The organism is Kumtagia sp. (assembly GCF_059502445.1).
In genome coordinates this window covers 55,041-72,773 of the sequence record NZ_JCACER010000019.1, presented here as the reverse complement: position 1 = coordinate 72,773, position 17,733 = coordinate 55,041, and the positions used below count along the sequence as shown (strand labels likewise).

Here is a 17,733-nt window from a genome sequence, read left to right as displayed (position 1 = left end):
CCTCCTGAAACTAGGCCGCCTGCGGCGCGGCGGACCTGCTGTCGCGGGAAGGGGACGTCAGGCAGGAGACGAGCTCCCGCGCCCGCGCCAGCCCGGTGTGGGACGCGAGCACCCGCTTCCGCGCATTTTCGGCAAGGGCCAGGCGCTGGCTCTCGGCCTCTTCCGTCAGAACAGCGCAGACATCATCGGCGCCGTCGGCTGCATGGATCGCTTCGCCGAGCGGGAAGAAATCGTCGAGGCCCGGCCAGCGGTCGCTGATGACGGGGCAGAAGCAGGCGGCGGCCTCGAACAGCCGCACGCTCGGCGACCAGCCCGCCGCGATCATGTCCGCCCGCGTGACGTTCAGGGTGTAGCGCTGCCTGCTGTAGAAGGAGGCGTGCTCGGAAGGCGGCAGATGCGCGATCCTGTCGACGTTCCGCGGCCAAACCAGACCCTCCGGATATTGCGGGCCGGCGACGACGAAGCGGCGGTCCGGCATGCGCCGCGCGACGTCGATCAGCAGGCGCTCCAGCGTCGGCTGGCGGTCCGGGCTGTAGGTGCCGAGATAGCCGAGTTCCCAGACCGGCCGCTCGCCGGTCGGCGCGTAGCGTCCCTCGTCGACCGAGCAGTACAGCGGCTCGGCGCGGCGGGCGCCGAATTGCTTTCTCAGGCGTTCGAGGGTGGGGCCTCCGGTGAAGGAGAAATAGGTGTCGAACAGCGGCACCTGGCGGGCGGCCAGGTAGTCGCGGTCGCCCGCCGCGAGCCTTGCCAGGGTGACCGGCGTGTCGATGTCGTAGAAGCAGAAGCTGCCGGCGCAGAGCGGCGCCACGGTGTCGATGACGGCGACTCCCTCGGGAACGAACGAGCCGACGACGACCACGTCGGCCGACCGCAGCCGCTCCCGATGGTCGGTGCAAAGGCCGGCGACGGAACGATAGTAGCGGAGGTCGCAGAAATCGGGGTCGGGCAGATCGCGGTTGTCGGCATACCAGGCGACGTCGCGCTCCAGGAAGGTAAGCCTGTGGCCGAGCCGGTGCAGGCCCCGCAAAAGTGCGCGGAACGTCGTGGCATGGCCGTTGCCCCAGGACGACGACAGCGAAAGGCCGAGAAAGACGATGTCGAGCGGGGCCATCACGCGGCGGCCTCCACCGGCGAGCGTTTGGCGAAGCGGCGGAAGATCTCGTCGGCGAGCGCCGCGCGGTGGCTGTAGGTATGGTCCGCGAGCACGCGGCGCAGTGCCGCCTCGCCGACGGCGCGCGCCCTGTCGTCCGTGAGGTCCGCCAGGATGTCGATGACGTCCCGCCCGTCGCGGGCGACCAGGATTTCCTCGTCCGGCTTGAGGAAATGGTCGATGCCGAGCCAGGCGTCGCTGATCAGGCAGGCGCCGGCGCCAGCCGCCTCGAAGACACGGGTGGCGGGGGAGAAGCCGTTGCTCGCCATGCTGTCGCGGCTGATGTTGAGCACGGCCTTTGGCGTGACGTTGAAGGCGTTGTGGTCGCCGGTGCCGACATGGCCGATCCAGCGCGCGTTCGGTGGCATCGGCTTGTCGTCCCAGCCGGAGCCGCCGATGAGGAAGCGGCCGTCCGGCAGGCCGGCCGCCGGTTCGAGGAAGAATTCTTCGACGCGTTTCTCCCGGTCGGGCAGCCGGTTTCCCAGGAAGGCGAGGTCGCAGGCGAAGCGCTTGTCGGGCCCGACGGGATGGTGGGTGTCCGGATCGAGGGCGTTGTAGACGGGAATGCAATGGCTCGCCCCCATGGCGCGATAGGCGTAGACGACGGGGTCGCCGCCGCCATAGGTGAGGACGAGGTCGAGCTTGCGCAGCGCCCGATGCAGCGGATGGTCGGGCTCGTCCCCGAGTTGCGCCAGGGTGGCGGGCGCGTCGACATCCCAGAATATGGTGAGGGCGTCCGGCCGGGTGTGCCGCAGCGCTTCCAGCAGGAGCGCCTCGTCCTCGAAGCCGACGCCGCTCGCCTTGACGACGATATCGGCATCCGCCGCCCTCGCGGTGACCTGCATCAGCGCCCGCGGCGTCGGCTCGTAGACCACCACGGAACACCAGCTGGGCGCCTCCATGTCGCGGTTCTTCTGCCGGTCGTAGACGTCGGGTTCGTAGAAGGTGATGTCGTAGCCGAGCGCCGCGAGGGCCTTGAGCAGCCCGCGGTAGTAGGTCGCGGCGCCGTTCCAGTAGGAGGACAGCAGGCTCGATCCGTAGAACGCGATCTTCATTGGGCGGCCTCCTTCGGTGCCAGTTGGTCGAGAACGCGGGCGCTGCCGCATTGCCCCAGGATGGTCAGCACCTCGTCGACGCGATGCGCGCAGGTATGGCGCGCCTCGATGGTTTCGCGGCCGTGCTTTGCGAGGGAGCGGGCGAGACCGGTGTCGTGCAGCATGTCGCGCAGCAGCGACGTCATTTCCGCGCCGTTGCGCGCGAACAGGAAATCCCTGCCCGGACGGAACAGGTTCTCGGCGTCGTCCCAGGGCGCCGAGACGAGCGGAATGCCGCAGGCCAGCGCCTCGAACATGCGGATCGTCGGGATGCCGGGAAGGCTTTCGACATAGGGGCGGCGGGGGATGTGCAGGGTGACGCGATGGCGGGCGAAGGCGGCGGGCACGTCGGCGTTGGGAAGCCAGCCGCGATAGGCGATGCCGGCCTCGGCCAGCGCCGCCAGGGCTTTCGCCGGGTAGCGGACGCCGTGCACGACAGCCGACAGGCCGAGCCGCCGCGCCGGCTCGACCAGATATTCCGTGATCTCGGCCGAGCGTTCGCCGTCGCCCCAGTTGCCGATCCATACGAGGTCGGCGTCCCGGGCGATTTCGGGGCGGGGCCGGAACAGACTGACATCGGCCGCCTCATGCCAGGCATGGACGCGCCGGCCCCATCCGGCGCGCAAATAGCGCTCGCGCAGCGTCTCGCCGAAGGCAAGGACGGCGTCGTAGTCGTGGAGCGCGAGGCCCGAGATGGCGGAAGCCTGCGACACGGCGCGGTGGTGGGTGTCGTGGAACAGCAGCGTGAAGCGTCCGCCATGACGGCGTGCCTTGCCGATGCGCGCGACGAGGGCGGGGTCGGTCCATTCGTGGACGACGACCACGTCGGCGTCGGCCAGCACGCTTTCATGGTCGAAGCCGGCGCCGTAGGTGCGCGAGGCCAGCTCCGGGAAGTCCGCGGCGAAGCGCTGCAGCGCCGGCTCGCCGGCGTCGCGCAGCAGATTGGCGCGGCTCCATCCGTCTTCCGGCTCCAGCGCCACAGCGTCGTGGCCGCGCCAGACCAATTCGCGCATGACGCCGCGCAGGAAATGCGCGTTGCCGTGGTTCCAGTCGGATACGAGCGAGTGCGTGTAGAAGAGGAAGCGCATGTCAGCGGCTCCCCGCATGGATGGCGGCGGCTTCGGTGTAGGCGGCGTTCATCGCGGCCGCCTGCCCGGCCATGGTGTAGCGGCCGGCACGCCGGAGCGCCGCGGCGCCGAGGCTACGCCGGAGGGCGGCGTCCCGGGCCAGACGGTCAAGCGTGTCCGCCAGCGCGGATGCGTCGCGGGGCGGGAAGAACAGGGCGGCGTCCGCCCACACTTCGCGATAGGTGGCGATGTCGGCCAGCACCAGCGGGGTTCCGGCTTGCGCCGCTTCCAGGGCGGCGAGGCCGAAAGGCTCGTAGAGCGACGGCGAGACGAAGATGCCGGCAGCGGCCATTCGGCGCCGGGTCTCGTCGTGGGGAAGCGAGCCGAGCGGGGTCGCGTGCCGGAAGGCAAACGCATCGCCGTTCGGCCCGGTTGCGGGACCGGCGGCCAGGATCGGCCACGCGGTCTCGCCAGCGGCTGCATCCAATACCTGTCCGTTCTTGCCGGCATCCCACCAGCGTCCGGCGGCGAAGGCTACGTTTTCGCGCGGCACCTCGTGGTCGACGGCAGCGACGGCGTTGTGAACCACCTCGAGGCGCGGCAGCTCGCCGTAGCAGGCGGTCAGCGCCTTGGCATGGCTCTCGCTTGGAGCGATGGCCATGTCGGCGCGGCGGAAGCCGGCACGGTTGCGGCGCTCGTGCCAGGACCAGGGAGCGGGCGGCGAGGTGTCCTGCACGGCGCGGAACCAGGTGATCACGCAGGAATGCGACACGACGACGACGGGGCAGGGCAGCGACAGGCCTGCCGCCTGAGCCGGCGCGTTGAGATGGACGAGGTCGGCGGCGTGGTCGCGCGCGAGGCGCGCCAGCTCGTCCGGCAGCCCGTCGAGCTCGCTTTCGGCGGCCGCCATCCAGTCCGGCGGTGTTTGCAGCCAGGTGACGGTCGCGACGGCCTCGGCCTGCCGCCGCTGCCCGTCGGCCGGAAGCGGTCCCAGTCCGGCAAAAATGATCGTGTGGCCGGCTTCGGCCAGTTGCGCCGCCAATCCCAGCGCGTACTGCCAGACGCCGCCGACTACATCGACGGTCATGAGGATGCGGCGGCGCTGGCGGGTCAGGCGCTGGAGCATGGGTTCTCCGCCCCGTGTGAGAGCCGCCCCCGGTGGTCTGGTCTCATGCGACAAATCTTTCCGGCATCGCCTCGCCGGGACGGTTGCGTTGCAGCCAGGTGGCGAGGTCTTCGACCCCGTCGCGCCAGCCGATGGCCGCCCGCCATCCGAGCGCGATCTCCAGCCGGCGCGTGTCGGCGACGAAATAGCGCTGGTCGCCGATGCGCGGCGCGTCGTGCGTGACCTCCACCCGGCGCCCAACGATGCGGGATATGTGGTCGAGCACCATGGTGAGGCTGACCGCGTTGGCCGTGCCGCCGCCGAGATTGAAGGCCTTGCCGCGGAAGCGGCCGATGCCGGCGAGCAGCGTCCGGTAGGCGGCGACCGCATCCGAGACATGGAGGATGTCGCGGACCTGATGGCCGTTGCCGAAAATGGTTATCGGCTGCCGGTTCAGGGCGCGGATCAGGAAATGCGCGACCCAGCCCTGGTCCTCGGTGCCGAACTGGCGCGGGCCGTAGATGCAGCTCATGCGCAGGACGGCGGTCGACAGGCCGTAGGACTTCGCATAGTCGAGCACATACTGGTCGGCAACGCCCTTGGAGCAGCCGTAAGGGGTGCTGAAGTCGAGCGGCCTGTTCTCGTCGATGCCATGGCTGCGCAGCGTCGCGTCGGCGGGCATGTCGCGGCCGTCGACATCGGTCATTCCGAGATCGGAAAGCGAGCCGTAGACCTTGTTGGTGCTGGCGAAGATGACGGGGATGTCGCGCCCAGTCTCGCGAACGGCCTCCAGCACGTTGAGGGTGCCGCGGGCGTTGACTTCGAAATCATCGACCGGATCGACCAGGCTGGTGGTCACGGCCGTCTGCGCCGCCAGATGGAATACGGCCTTCGCCTCGGCGACGGTCGCCGCCAGCGAACCGCAGTCGCGCACATCGGCGATCCTCGCCGTCAGCCTGCCGTCGTGGCGCTGGCGCAGCCAGGAAAGGTTCTGCTCGACGCCGGCCCGGCTGAGATTGTCGAGGACAGTGACGGCCTCGCCGCCGGACAGAAGACTGTCGGCAAGGTTGGAACCGATGAACCCGCAGCCGCCGATGACGGCGATCGGGGCGTTTCTTGGCGGCCGTCTCATGAAACGAGACCCATGGATTCGAGCTCGCGCTTCATCTCGGCGCCGCGGTCGAGCGCGACGCTGCCGCGCACCCAGCGCACGATTTCGTCGAGCGAATCCTCCAGCCAGTGCCGCGGCTCGTACCCGAGAAGCTCGCGCGCCTTGCCGATGTCGGCGAAGCAGTTGCGAATGTCGCCTGAACGCGCCTTGGCGAGGATTTCCGGCTCGAGATCCGCAACGCCCATCGCATCCGCGAGCATCGAGGCGACCTGAGCTATGGCGTAGTCGCGGCCGCTGCCGATGTTGACGACATGCCCGCCCGCCCGAGGACTCTCCAGGGCGAGACGGAATGCGCGCGCCACGTCGCGCACGTGGACGAAATCCCTCTTCTGCCGACCGTCCTCGAACACCATCGGCCGCTGGCCGTTGGCGAGGCGCGAGGCGAAATTGGCGAGCACGCCGGTATAGGGGTTGGACAAGGCCTGGCCCGGACCGAAGACATTGAACAGCCGCAGGGCGACGGCATCGACGCCATAGACCTCGCCGAAGATCATCACGGCGCGCTCCTGCGCGTATTTGGTCAGCGCGTAGATGGAGGCGAGATCGACGGGCTTCCGCTCGTCGGTCGCCACCGGAGCGAGAGCCTCGCCGCCATCCGATACAGGATCCCAGAGCCCGGCCTTGACGCGGGCGAGGTCGCGCCGGACATTTCCGACATGCCTGCCGTCGGCGGTCCTGTACAAGCCTTCGCCATAGACGCTCATCGAGGACGCGACGACGATGCGGCGCACCGGCCGCTTGATCATGGCTTCTAGCAGCACGGCGGTGCCGAGGTCGTTCGCGCCGACATAGCGGGCGATCTCGTACATCGACTGGCCGACGCCGACCTCGGCGGCAAGATGGATGACGGCGTCGACGCCGTGCAGGGCTTCGGCAACGATCGCGGGGTCCCTGACGTCGCCCCTGATCAGCTCGGCGCCATCCGGCACCTCTATCACGTCCGCGCCATGGACCTGCTCGATGAGAGAATCCAGGATGCGAACCTCATAGTTCCGGCCGATCAGTTCCTGCGTCACATGGCGGCCGATGAAGCCGCCGCCGCCGGTCACCAGTATGCGTTGCACATGTCCTCCTGCGGTTGGGACAACGGTTGCGGCGTCCGAACCGCCGCATTGCAGGTTTGTTCCTTTCGGATTTCATGTGGAAGCGACCCGTGGAGGCAAGCCGGCGGCCGCGCGGCCGGCGTCCGCAATCCAAGGGCCAGGGAAAACAGGATGCCGCGGAAACCGAACACAGCGGCCGGCAGCCGGCCCGGAGGTGTGCGGCCGGGCGCCGACGCCTTGCCGCAGCGTGCGTGAAACACGGTCCGCAAAAGGAACATACCTTCGCAAGGCCGGTTAGGCCGCCGGTTCTGCAACCGGAAGAGTGAGACGATGCGGGTAGCTATGATCGGAACGGGCTATGTCGGCCTGACAACGGGGGTGTGCCTGGCCGAGCTGGGACATGACGTGGTTTGCGCGGACATCGACGGAAACCGGATCGCGCAATTGCGTCGTGGCATCCTGCCTTTTGCAGAGAGCGGTGTCGCCGAGATGGCGTCGCGGCATATGACCCGCGGCAGGCTGCATTTCACCTGCGACCTGGCCAATGCAGTGGCCGAGCGCGACATCGTCATGATAGCCGTCGGCACGCCCAAGGGAGCCGAGGGCGAGGCGGACCTTTCTTTCGTCCGCAACGCGGCGCGCCAGATCGCTCCGGCGATCGCGCCGAAGACGGTGGTCACGCTGAAATCCACGGTCGTGGTCGGCACGGCGCGCGAGGTTCGCGAAATCATCGCCTCGGAGCGCGGAGCGCTCGATTTCTGGGTCACGTCGAACCCGGAATTCCTGCGCGAAGGCAGTGCCGTGGCGGACTTCCTGCGCCCCGACCGCATCGTCATCGGCGCCGACGATCACGACGCCGCCCAGAGGCTGATCCAGCTCTACCAGCCGCTCCTGCGGGACGGAATACCGCTTGTGGAGACCGGGACCACCAATGCCGAGCTCATCAAATATGCGGCGAACGCCTTTCTGGCGCTAAAGATCGGCTTCATCAACGACGTCGCCGACCTGTGCGAACAAATCGAAGGCGACATCTCGGCCGTGGCGCAGGGCATCGGTCTCGACCGGCGGATCGGCTCGAGCTTCCTGGCGCCAGGACCGGGCTATGGAGGTTCCTGTTTTCCCAAGGATACCGAGGCTTTCGCCGCGACGGGACGGCGGCACAAGGCGCCACAGCCACTGGTCGAGACGCTCATCGTGCGGAACGAGAAGCGCAAGCGGGGCATCGCCGAACGGGTGCTGCGGGAACTGTCCGACATCGGCAATCCGACCGTCGGCATCCTCGGGGTGGCGTTCAAGGCAAACACCGACGACGTGCGCGAATCGGCGGCGCTCGCCATCGTGCAGCAGGCCGGCGTGTCGGTGCGCGCCTTCGATCCCTGGGCCCAGACGAAGGCCGCCGCCCTGCTGCCTTCCGTCGCCTGGCACGACGATCCCTATGCGGCGCTGGAAAACGTCGATCTCGGGCTCATCTTGACCGAGTGGGAGGCGTTCAGATCGCTGGACCTGGCGCGACTCGCGCTGAGCATGCGCAACCGCATCCTCTTCGACTGCCGCAATTTGCTGGAGCCGCAGGAAATGCCGCGGCACGGATTTCGCTATCTCAGTCTCGGCAGGGGCGGTGTGCCGCGGGCGATCAAGCAGGTTTCGGCGGGAGCAGCCCGCAGCCAGGGCCCCCATAGGAGCTTGCGGCTGCCGTCCTGACGGCGCGTGCGGCATCCGCCGGCGAGCCGGCTTGGCTCCGCCGCTCGCTATCAGCAAAGACTGGTTCCGGTGTGCACGACCAACAAGCGGTTCTTGCAATTGCCGGGCGGCGCAGCCAAATTAAAGTACGTATTGCAACCGAGATTCGCCTTTTGGCCAGACGCCCTGAAGTGCCAGCAGGCATAAACCTCGACCCGCTTTCCCCCGAAAGCCGGCTGGCGGAGCTCCTGGAAGACATTGCCGAGGAGGAGACGCCAGAGCGGCTTCTCAAGCTCGCGATCGAGCTTCAGCAGCAATTGATGCTGAGGAAACAGCAAAAGAACCCAAACTGAGTTTCGCTCGGACGCATGATTCTGAAGGGCGGATTGCGCGTTAGCGCGGCCGCGTCGCATCCGCCTCATATCGGGCGGAGGTGAATTTCGGTCCCGATTCGACCAGCGACTGGGCTGATGCTTCTCCCAGTTCCGCCAAGATGTGCAGCCTTGCCCGGTTGAGCCGGCTCTTGACCGTGCCCATGGCGCAGCCGCAGATCTGGGCCGTCTCTTCGTAGGACACGCCGAGCACGCCGATCAGCACCAGCACCTCGCGGTGATGGGGAGGCAGGCGGTCGATGGCTTCCTTGACCTCGCGGCTTTTGACCGACCATTCCTGGCTGGCCTCGACGGCCGGGCGGACGGCGACGCAATCCGCCGCGCCGGGTGCCTCGCGGCTGTAGACCTTGACGCGCGTGTAGAAGGTGTTGCGCATGATCGTGAACATCCACGATTTCATGCGGGTGCCGGGCTCGAAGCTGTCGAAGCTGTTCAGCGCCTTGACCAGGGTATCCTGAACCAGATCGTCGGCATCGGTCGGATTTCGGTAGAACGTCCGCGCGAATGCCCGCAATGCCGGTATCAGGTCGACGATCGAGGCATCGTCGCGAGTGGCGCTGGAGGATGAGATCTTCAAGAGAGGTTTTCCCGGTCGGAAGCGAAGGTTCAAACCTGCAATGCGCGGGGCGCGGCGAGGTTCCAGCAGAGCGTGAATCCGCGCTCAGGCCGATATGCCGTCCGAAATCCTGTCCGATGGATCGGCCGACTGAAGCATTGCGTTGCCCGGCAAACAAACGCCGCGGTAGCCGGCCGGCCGAACGTCAGTTGAGGAATTCGGCCCCATCCATGGCTGCTTCCCGCAGCAGGCCGTTCAGCCAATCTTCCGCCGAGCAATGGCCCGGGCGCCTGTCGACCGTCCGGATCGCGTCTTTCAAGGTGCGTTCGACAAGGCGGTCGGCGGCGTTCTCGTCGGTCAGCATGAGGCGGGCGGCAAGTCTCAGCTTGGGCAGAAGGACGACGATATCGTCGGGGTCGTCTCGCGGGACTTCCGGCCTGCCTTCGGGAAACAGCGCCTCGAAGAGGCTGTGACGGGGAGCCGGCTTGGTGAAGTTGCAGACGTGACGCAAGCGGCTGGGAACGATGTCTTCTTCGTAGCCGCTGAAGAACACGAAAGGGATCTCCCGCTCCATCAGCCTGTCGGCGACGGGAAAGACCGCGACGCCGTGGAGGTTTATGTCGAGGATGGCCGCATCGGCGCATTCCGTATATTGCAGCGCCCGTTCCAGATCGGGCGCCGGCCCGAGGATCGTCGCCCCCATCTTGGTGAAGAAACGGGCGAGGTCGTCGGCGACGGAATACTCGTCCTCGACGATCAATATTCGCACTCCGCTGAGCGTCTGCATCGTCTTCCTCCGCCACGGCTTGTGTTGGCGAACTTGCAAAAGCAGGCCTGCCGCCCCGGCGGGCGACAGGAGAGTTCTGTTGCATTCCTCGTCGCAGCCGCCGGCGCCGATCGTTGTCGTCGAACTTCGATCGCGGCGTGGTTCGTCACCAATTGGCTGCACCAAAGCCAATGCGAATCCGGGGAGGAAAGTTCCGGAGCCTTTTCGCCCGGCCGCCCGTTGTCCTCTGGCCTGCCGGTCCGCGCAGGCATAAAGTTGACATGTGGCTCTCCGCTCGGGCGCCTGCAGGCAGGGAGAGGTCCATGGCCGGCAAAGAGAAATTTCCGATCGTCGGCGTCGGCGCCTCAGCCGGCGGCATTCCCGCCATGGAAGGGTTCTTCAGGGGTCTGCCGGGCGAAGCCGGCATGGCCTTTGTCATCGTCACCCATCTCAGCCCGGAGAGAGAGAGCCTCTTGCATGAGGTCGTCGGGCGCTACACCGACATGCCGGTCGCCGTTGCCGACGACGATATGCCGGTCGAGGCGGGCAGCGTCTATGTGATGCCGCACAACGCGGTCCTCACTCTCGAGAAGGGCCGGCTGCGCATGCGTCGGCCGAATGCGCTGAACCGCGAACGCAAGCCGATCGACATTTTTTTCAGCTCCCTGGCAGCCGACCAGGGGGAGTACGCGGTCGGCGTCATTCTTTCCGGTGGAGACGGGGACGGCACCCTTGGCGCCAAGGCGATCAAGGAACGCGGCGGCCTGACCATCGCCCAGACCGCCGACGAGTCCGGACCGCGCAATCCGGACATGCCGCAGAGCGCTATCTCCAGCGGATTGATCGACATCGCCGTCCCCGCCGACGAGATGGGTGAGAAGCTGCTGGCGTTTGCCGACAGTTTTGTCGTTCTCGATGATGTCGTCGAGGCCAACGGCAAGCGGGAGGCGGCGGAGCTCGAAAGCGCCCGCGACGAAATCTACCAAATCCTGCGCGGCCATTCCGGGCACGACTTCTCCGGCTACAAGACCAAGACGTTCCTGCGGCGGGTGAGGCGCCGCATGCAGGTCAGCCAGATAACCTCCCTCTCCGCCTATATCGAGCGCCTGAGCGAAGACCCCGGGGAGGTCATGAACCTTTTCCGGGATCTGCTGATCAATGTGACGAACTTCTTCCGCGATCCGGAGGCGTTCAAGCTGCTCGAGGAGATCGTTATCCCGAAACTCTTCGCGGACAAGAACGCGACCGACTCCGTGCGGATCTGGATTCCTGGCTGCGCCACCGGCGAGGAGGTTTTCTCGATCGGCATCCTGATGCGCGAATACATGGAAACGCTTTCGGTCGTCCCGAAAGTCCAGATATTCGCCACCGATATCGACGAGCCGGCGCTGTCGGTGGCCCGCGCCGCTCGATACCCGGCGGGGTTGATGGAAGGTCTGTCGCCGGAGCGCAAGGAGCGCTTCTTCAAGTCGAAGGGGAAGCCTACGTGCTGACCAACGAGGTGCGCGAACTCTGCATCTTCTCGCCCCACAGCGTCATCAAGGACCCGCCATTCTCCCGCATGGACATGGTCTCGTGCCGCAACCTGCTGATCTATTTCGGTCCCGACATCCAGAACCGGGTCGTCCCGATCTTCCACTATTCGCTGAAGCCCGGCGGATATCTTTTCCTCGGCACGTCGGAAAGCATCGGCCAGCACGGCGATCTCTTCGTCACCGTCGACAAGAAGCAGCGCATCTTCCAGGCGCGCGAGCATGTATCGCCGGCCGCGCGCCTTCCGCTTCTGATCGGCGAAGGGCGCAACCCGGCCGCCGCGAACGAAGCAAGCGACGCCAAGCGCGGCCTGTCCGGCTATCCCCTGCGCCAGGCGGTCGAGTCGCACGTGCTCGAGCGGTTTTCGCCGCCGCATGTCGTCGTCAACTCGGAAGGCGACGTCGTATATTATTCGGCGAGGACCGGCCGGTACCTGGAGCCGCCGCAGGGCGCCCCCAGCCGGCAGCTGCTCACCATGGCACGGCGCGGACTGCGGCTCGAACTGCGCGCCGCCCTGCGCGAGGCCATCACGACGCGCCGGATGGTCACGCGCGAAAACGTGGTGGTCGACGATACGGACGACCATGTGGAGACGGCAAGGATCACCGTCGAGCCGATTGCCGAGCGCGGCAACGGCGAACCGCTCTATCTCGTGCTGTTCGAGGCGATGGCCCAGCGGCGCGACCGCGCCGAAACGGATGGCGATGGCCGGTACGCGGATGGAGCGGCCGACCTCGAACGCGAGCTGCGCGACACCAGGGAGCGCCTGCAATCGACGATCGAGGAATACGAGACGGCGCTGGAGGAGGTCAAATCCTCCAACGAGGAACTGGTGTCGGTCAACGAGGAGGCGCAATCGACGAACGAGGAGCTCGAAGCGTCGAAGGAGGAGATGCAGTCGCTCAACGAGGAGCTCAACACGATCAACGTCGAGCTCACCGGCAAGATAGAGGAGCTCGACCGGGCGAACAGCGACCTCCGACATCTTTTCGAGAGCACCCAGATCGCGACCATCTTCCTCGACCGCAACCTGATGATCAGGACGTTCACGCCGGCGGCTTCGTCCTTCTTCAACCTGCGGCCGTCGGACATAGGAAGGCCGCTGACCGAGTTGTCGAACGAACTGGACTATCCCGGCATGCACGCGGACATCCAGTCCGTCTTCGATACCGGGGAGCCGATTACGCACAGATTGGCGCGGGACCGGCAGGGGAGATACTACCTCGTGCGGCTCATCCCCTACCGCGACCAGGCGGCGCGTCCGCAGGGCGTCGTAGTGACGCTTGTCGACGTGACCCTGCTCGCCGAGGCGGAGGAGCATCAGAAGGTGCTGATCTCGGAGCTCAACCATCGCGTCAAGAACATGCTCGCTGTCGTCACCAGCATCGTCAACCAGACGATAGAGACCTCATCGACCAAGGAAGAGTTCGCCGAGGCGCTGCTTGGACGGGTGCATGCGATGTCGCGTGCCTATGCCGTGCTGTCGCGTGAAAACTGGACCAACGCCTCGGTCGAGCAGATCGTCGGCCAGGAAGCCGAACCCTTCGGCACCGAACGCTTCGCGCTGTCCGGGCAGACGGTCAAGTTGAAGCCGCAGCAGGGTCTGTCGCTCGGCATGGTGATCCACGAACTCGCGACCAACGCCGCGAAATACGGCGCGCTGAGCATGACGGATGGCAGGGTCGAGGTTCGCTGGTCGGTAGAGGATGGGCGGTTTCACCTGAACTGGCGCGAAATCGACGGTCCGCCGGTCGGGCCGCTCAAGGAAAAGGGTTTCGGCCTTTCGCTCGTCCATGGCGAAATCGAGTACCGCCTCGGCGGCAGCACGGAAACCTTATTCGATCCCAAGGGTTTAGAGGTAAGACTAGCGTTTCCGACCGATCCATAGGGATGCAAATGGCCGTTCGTCTCCGTATCCTGATCGTCGATGACGAATGGCTGATCGCAGAAGATCTAGCCTATGCGCTCAGGCGGGCCGGCCACGACGTCGTCGCCTGTGTGCCTTCCGTCCGCGAAGCGCTCGTCATCGCCGATCGCGAAAAGATCGATTTCGCCCTGCTGGACGTGCAGCTCAACAACGAGACGAGTTACGCCATCGCGGACTCATTAACCGGCAAAGGCGTGCCGTTCGCTTTCCTGACGGGATATGCCGAAGGGTCTCTCCCCCTGCGTTTTTCCGGCGTGAAGATGTTGCAAAAGCCAGTCGGCAACCACCTTCTCCTCAACATTCTGCCTGCGGTTGGCGAGGCAGGCGCCCCAGGCTTGTGACTGCGGCGCGCAGGAACAAATGCCGCCGCTCATGGTTTTGGCCTGACAGCCAGGGAGCAGCGTCATGTCCAGGCCGAAGCGCTCGACCGAAGAGATAGAGGAAATCGCCGCCGCGCAGACCGCCGCATTCCTGAGGCGCGCTTCGATCACCTATCTCGAATGCTGCATCAGCCTGATGCTGACCCATCTTTCGCGCGAGGAGGTCGTCCATATCCTCTCGCAGGAAGCGCGCATGCTGCAGCAGCTCGATTGACGCCCGGCCGCGGCCCAACTCCCGACGCAAGCCTAAACACCGGCGGTTCATGACTTCCGCGCCGATGCGTAGACGCGGTCGAGCACTTCCGATACCTGAATCAGCCGTTCGGCCTCGGCATCGAAGCCGCAGCCTGCCGCCAGCCGCTCCGCCCAGTCCACGGCGGCCCGACCGCCCCAGGCGTCCGGCGGCGACAGCAGGGTCTCGCTCCGCGTTCCCCGCCGAAGCTCGGCGACGAAGTCGTAGAACGAGCCGCCGACATTGGAAAAGACAAGCGTGCCCTCGGTCCCGTAAAACGTCGCCGAGATCACTGCTTCGCAGCCGGCATGGAGCCGCCAGGAGCAGGCCAGCCGCGCGGTCGCGCCGCCTTCAAGCCCGAGCGTGACGACCGCATAGTCTTCGACTACGTCGGTTTTTCCGGAAATCCGGCTTCCGCCGGCAAAAAGATCGGCCGAAACCGTGTCGACCGCCGGAAAATCGAGCGTCCACAGCAAAAGATCGACGAGATGGACGCCCAGATCCATCACGCAGCCTCCGCCCGACAGTTCCGGGTCGTAGAACCACGGCTTGTCGGGGCCGTAGGCATTGTGGAAGACGAGGTCGGCGGCGAACACGGCGCCGATGCTGCCTATGCGATCGCGGACGGCCTGCATCGCCCTGGTGTGGCGGTAGGAGAGATCGACGGCGATCAGGCGGTCGGCGCGGCGGGCCGCGTCGAGCACCGCGGCGACTTCGCGGGCGTCCCGCCCGAGCGGCTTCTGGCAGAAGACGGCCACACCGGATTCGAGCGCCCGGATCGATTGCTGGGCGTGAAGCGCGCTGGGCGTCGCGATCAGCACGCCGTCCGGGCCGGTGTCCAGAAGGGCTTCCAGCGTGTCGACCGCGGCCGCATTCGGGGCAAGGTCGCGCGCGGCCGCCGCCATTTCGGCAGAGGTGTCGCAGATCGCGCAGGCTTCGCCGAGGCCGGCATCCAGGACCGCTTCCATCCGGTTCCGGCCGATCCATCCCACCCCGAGGAAGCCGAGACGCGGCCGGGCCATCGCCATCCGAGCCGCTGCGCGCGCGCCGGTCACGACATCATCACCAGGGCCTTGACGAAGCCCTCCGGGTGGTCGCGCGTGACGTCCAGGGCTTCGCCCAGCCGCGCGAGCGGATAGCGATGCGTGTAGAGCGGTTCCGGCGACAGGATGCCGGCCGCGACCGCTTCGATGGCCTCCCCGATGCCGCGGATGTACATTCCGGGGTCGCGCTCATGCGCGTTGATGACGTCGATGCCCTTCCAGTTCCATTGCTGCATGTCGACCGTCCTCGGACCGTCCTGGTGATAGCCGGCGACGACCAGCCGGCCGCCCTCGCGGACCAACTCCCCGGCGAGGTCGAGCGGCCACTGCTTGCCCGTCGCCTCGATAACGCGATCGCAAAGCCGGCCCGCGGTGATGTCGCGGACCCGGGCGACGACGGCGCCGTAGTCTTCCATCGCCACCGTTTCGGCGGCCTTCATCCGCGTCGCGAGGTCGAGCGACGACCTGCGCCGGGAGACGGCAATGACGCTCGCCCCCGCCTGGGCGGCAAGCCGCGTCAGCAGGGCGCCGAGAAAGCCGATGCCGACGATCGCGACATGCTGGCCGGCCTGGATGTCGCTGCGGCGCAGAATGTTCATGGCGCAGCCGAGCGGCTCGCCGGGGAAAGCCCGCCCGTCGAGGAACGGCGGCAGCTTCACCACCGCGTCGGCCGCGCCGACGTCGTATTCGGCATAGCTGTGGGTGAAGAGCGTGGCGACGCGATCGCCGACGGCGAGGGTGCTCACGTCCGGCGCCAGGGCATCGACCACGCCCCAGCCTTCATGCCCGAGCGCGCCGGGTTCGGTCGGATAGGTCATCCATTCGGGGCCCTGCCAGGGCGTGACGTTGGAGGCGCATACGCCGCAGCCCTCGAGACGCACGCGTATCTGGCCCAGGCCGGGTTCTGGCAGCGGGATGTCCCGCATCACGGCCTTCCCCGGCGCGGTGATGACCGCCGCCTTCATCGTTCGCCGGGGGGCTGTACGCAATTGCCCGGGCCTTTCCAGCAGTTCAAGCGGCAAGGGATGCTCCGTCAGCTTGTCGAAACGCCACAAGGCGGCCCTGGGCCATGGACGCCCAGAACCGGCAAGCCGAAGGAATGTTCCACCTCCTGCTCCCGCGGCGGCGGCCGGGGCCGGCATTGACGTTTTCCGGGGAACAAGCCGCCGGATGCGCGGTTGGCATGGCTCACCAGAGGCTGCCGCATGAAGCCATCCCGCCCCGATTGCCGGCTTGAGACCGTCGGGGCGGAGCATGGTGCCATGCTCGCGCCACCCCGGCGCGGAGCGGCGTTGCGATGAACCCCGCAAGGAGCGACGATGCCGCTTCGAAAGGCGGCAAGGACGGCATCGGTCGGGCGCTCGGCCTGGGCCTGATCACCGGCGCCGCGGACGACGACTGCTCCGCGATCGGCACCTACGCCAGCGCCGGGGCGCGTTTCGGCACGGACCTGCTGTGGACGGCGCCGGCGACCCTGCCGATGATGTTCACCGTGGTCTACCTGTCGTCCAAGCTCGGCCAGGTGTCGGGCCGCGGCCTGTTCCATGTCATCAGGGATTTTTATCCGCGCTGGCTGCTGTGGGCGGTCCTGATCGGCGTGCTGATCGGCAACACGATCGAGGCGGCGGCGGATCTCGGCGGCATGGCGGCGGCGATCAACATGTTCGTGCCGGTGCCGATACCCGCGATCGTGGTGCTGGTCGCCATGGCCATCTTCGCCCTGCAGATATTCGGCTCCTACACGCTGATCCGCAACGTGTTCCGATGGCTCGCCCTCGCGCTGCTCGCCTATGTCGGCTCGGCGCTGCTTGCCAGGCCGGATCCCTGGGCCGTGCTGAGCGGCACGCTGATCCCGAAGGTGGAATTCACGCGCGAGTTCCTCTCCATTCTCGTCGCCATCATCGGCACCACCCTGTCCGCCTATCTCTACACCTGGCAATCGAACGAGGAGGTGGAGGAGGAGATCGCCGAGGGAAGGAAGACGCTGGAGGAGCGAAAGGGCGCGACGGCGGGCGAGTTGCGGCGTTCCCGCAGGGACATCCTGCTTGGCATGACCTTTTCCAACCTCGTCATGTATTTCATCATCCTGTCGACGGGCTCGACGCTCTACGAGGCGGGACAGAACGAGATCGAAACCGCGGCCCAGGCGGCCGAGGCGCTGCGGCCGCTGGCGGGTCCCGCCGCCAGCGTGCTTTTTGCCGCCGGCATCATCGGGGTCGGCTTCCTTGCGGTCCCGGTCATGACCACAGGCGCCGCCTACGACCTGGCCCAGGCTGTCGGCTGGAAGGCGAGCCTGCATGCCAAGGCCGGGGAAGCACCCAAATTCTACATCGCCGTCGGGATGTTCACGGCGATAGCGGTGGCGCTGAATTTTCTCGGGTTCAATCCGATGAAGGCCCTGGTCTGGTCGGGCATCGTGCAAGGCTTCTCCACGCCGCCGCTGCTTCTGCTCATCATGCTGATGACGAACAACCGCCGCATCATGGGCGACCAGGTGAACGGCATCGGCACCAACGTCCTCGGCTGGGTGACGACGGCCGCGATCTTCTCGGCGACCATCGGCCTGGTGGCGACCTGGTTCATCTAGGGTGTGG

At 66.7% G+C, this 17,733-nt stretch carries 15 protein-coding genes and 1 pseudogene; 6 read left to right on the top strand and 10 right to left on the bottom strand.

Going from position 1 to position 17,733, the window contains the following annotated elements; all coding sequences use genetic code 11:
* Nucleotides 1-10: 10 nt before the first annotated feature.
* From AC5JDC_RS08055 to AC5JDC_RS08030, 6 genes are read right to left on the bottom strand one after another with little or no spacing between them, the layout of a single operon-like run.
* A complete protein-coding gene (locus AC5JDC_RS08055) occupies nucleotides 11-1,114 on the bottom strand; it encodes a CgeB family protein (RefSeq protein ID WP_495840688.1) in 1,104 nt (367 codons plus the stop codon).
* Nucleotides 1,111-2,205 carry a CgeB family protein gene (locus tag AC5JDC_RS08050; RefSeq protein ID WP_495840687.1) on the bottom strand — a complete coding sequence of 365 codons (1,095 nt, stop codon included), beginning with the start codon at nucleotides 2,203-2,205 and terminating at the stop codon, nucleotides 1,111-1,113. Before AC5JDC_RS08050 ends, AC5JDC_RS08055 begins: the two co-directional genes overlap by 4 nt.
* The gene (locus tag AC5JDC_RS08045) at nucleotides 2,202-3,332 is read right to left on the bottom strand and encodes a CgeB family protein (RefSeq protein WP_495840685.1); all 1,131 of its coding nucleotides are present in this window, start codon (nucleotides 3,330-3,332) and stop codon (nucleotides 2,202-2,204) included. Before AC5JDC_RS08045 ends, AC5JDC_RS08050 begins: the two co-directional genes overlap by 4 nt.
* 1 nt (nucleotide 3,333) lies before the next feature.
* Nucleotides 3,334-4,437 carry a glycosyltransferase family 4 protein gene (locus AC5JDC_RS08040; protein WP_495840684.1) on the bottom strand — a complete coding sequence of 368 codons (1,104 nt, stop codon included), beginning with the start codon at nucleotides 4,435-4,437 and terminating at the stop codon, nucleotides 3,334-3,336.
* Nucleotides 4,438-4,480: 43 nt separating this feature from the next.
* Complete coding sequence (locus tag AC5JDC_RS08035; protein ID WP_495840682.1) at nucleotides 4,481-5,548, bottom strand: NAD-dependent epimerase/dehydratase family protein; 1,068 nt, start codon at nucleotides 5,546-5,548, stop codon at nucleotides 4,481-4,483.
* Entirely contained in the window at nucleotides 5,545-6,651 is a 1,107-nt protein-coding gene (locus tag AC5JDC_RS08030) for an NAD-dependent epimerase/dehydratase family protein (protein WP_495840680.1), read from the bottom strand. The genes AC5JDC_RS08035 and AC5JDC_RS08030 overlap by 4 nt, the downstream gene beginning before the upstream one ends.
* Nucleotides 6,652-6,960: 309 nt before the next feature.
* Here AC5JDC_RS08030 and AC5JDC_RS08025 point away from each other — a divergent pair, with 309 nt between their 5' ends.
* Both AC5JDC_RS08025 and AC5JDC_RS08020 read left to right on the top strand, forming a co-directional pair.
* On the top strand, nucleotides 6,961-8,331 hold the full coding sequence (locus tag AC5JDC_RS08025; protein WP_495840678.1) for a UDP-glucose dehydrogenase family protein: 1,371 nt from the start codon (nucleotides 6,961-6,963) through the stop codon (nucleotides 8,329-8,331).
* A gap of 71 nt (nucleotides 8,332-8,402) precedes the next feature.
* A complete protein-coding gene (locus AC5JDC_RS08020; protein WP_495840676.1) occupies nucleotides 8,403-8,663 on the top strand; it encodes a hypothetical protein in 261 nt (86 codons plus the stop codon).
* Nucleotides 8,664-8,703: 40 nt separating this feature from the next.
* Here AC5JDC_RS08020 and AC5JDC_RS08015 read toward each other — a convergent pair whose 3' ends face one another.
* Nucleotides 8,704-9,273, bottom strand: a complete 570-nt coding sequence (locus tag AC5JDC_RS08015; RefSeq protein WP_495840736.1) for a sigma-70 family RNA polymerase sigma factor — start codon at nucleotides 9,271-9,273, stop codon at nucleotides 8,704-8,706.
* 190 nt (nucleotides 9,274-9,463) lie between these two features.
* The gene (locus AC5JDC_RS08010; protein ID WP_495840674.1) at nucleotides 9,464-10,045 is read right to left on the bottom strand and encodes a response regulator; all 582 of its coding nucleotides are present in this window, start codon (nucleotides 10,043-10,045) and stop codon (nucleotides 9,464-9,466) included.
* Between the two features lie 302 nt (nucleotides 10,046-10,347).
* Here AC5JDC_RS08010 and AC5JDC_RS08005 point away from each other — a divergent pair.
* The 3 genes and pseudogenes from AC5JDC_RS08005 (at nucleotide 10,348) to AC5JDC_RS07995 (ending at nucleotide 14,078) form a co-directional block, all read left to right on the top strand.
* A pseudogene (locus AC5JDC_RS08005) lies at nucleotides 10,348-13,445 on the top strand (CheR family methyltransferase).
* An 8-nt stretch (nucleotides 13,446-13,453) separates the two neighbouring features.
* A complete protein-coding gene (locus AC5JDC_RS08000) occupies nucleotides 13,454-13,825 on the top strand; it encodes a response regulator (protein WP_495840672.1) in 372 nt (123 codons plus the stop codon).
* A gap of 64 nt (nucleotides 13,826-13,889) precedes the next feature.
* Nucleotides 13,890-14,078, top strand: a complete 189-nt coding sequence (locus AC5JDC_RS07995; protein ID WP_106772998.1) for a hypothetical protein — start codon at nucleotides 13,890-13,892, stop codon at nucleotides 14,076-14,078.
* A 47-nt stretch (nucleotides 14,079-14,125) separates the two neighbouring features.
* Here the strand turns inward: AC5JDC_RS07995 and AC5JDC_RS07990 are convergent, their stop codons facing one another.
* Nucleotides 14,126-15,124 carry a Gfo/Idh/MocA family protein gene (locus AC5JDC_RS07990; protein ID WP_495840734.1) on the bottom strand — a complete coding sequence of 333 codons (999 nt, stop codon included), beginning with the start codon at nucleotides 15,122-15,124 and terminating at the stop codon, nucleotides 14,126-14,128.
* 23 nt (nucleotides 15,125-15,147) lie between these two features.
* Complete coding sequence (locus tag AC5JDC_RS07985; RefSeq protein WP_495840669.1) at nucleotides 15,148-16,104, bottom strand: MDR/zinc-dependent alcohol dehydrogenase-like family protein; 957 nt, start codon at nucleotides 16,102-16,104, stop codon at nucleotides 15,148-15,150.
* A gap of 332 nt (nucleotides 16,105-16,436) precedes the next feature.
* Between AC5JDC_RS07985 and AC5JDC_RS07980 the strand changes: the two genes are divergently transcribed.
* On the top strand, nucleotides 16,437-17,726 hold the full coding sequence (locus tag AC5JDC_RS07980; protein ID WP_495840667.1) for an NRAMP family divalent metal transporter: 1,290 nt from the start codon (nucleotides 16,437-16,439) through the stop codon (nucleotides 17,724-17,726).
* Nucleotides 17,727-17,733 lie beyond the last annotated feature (7 nt).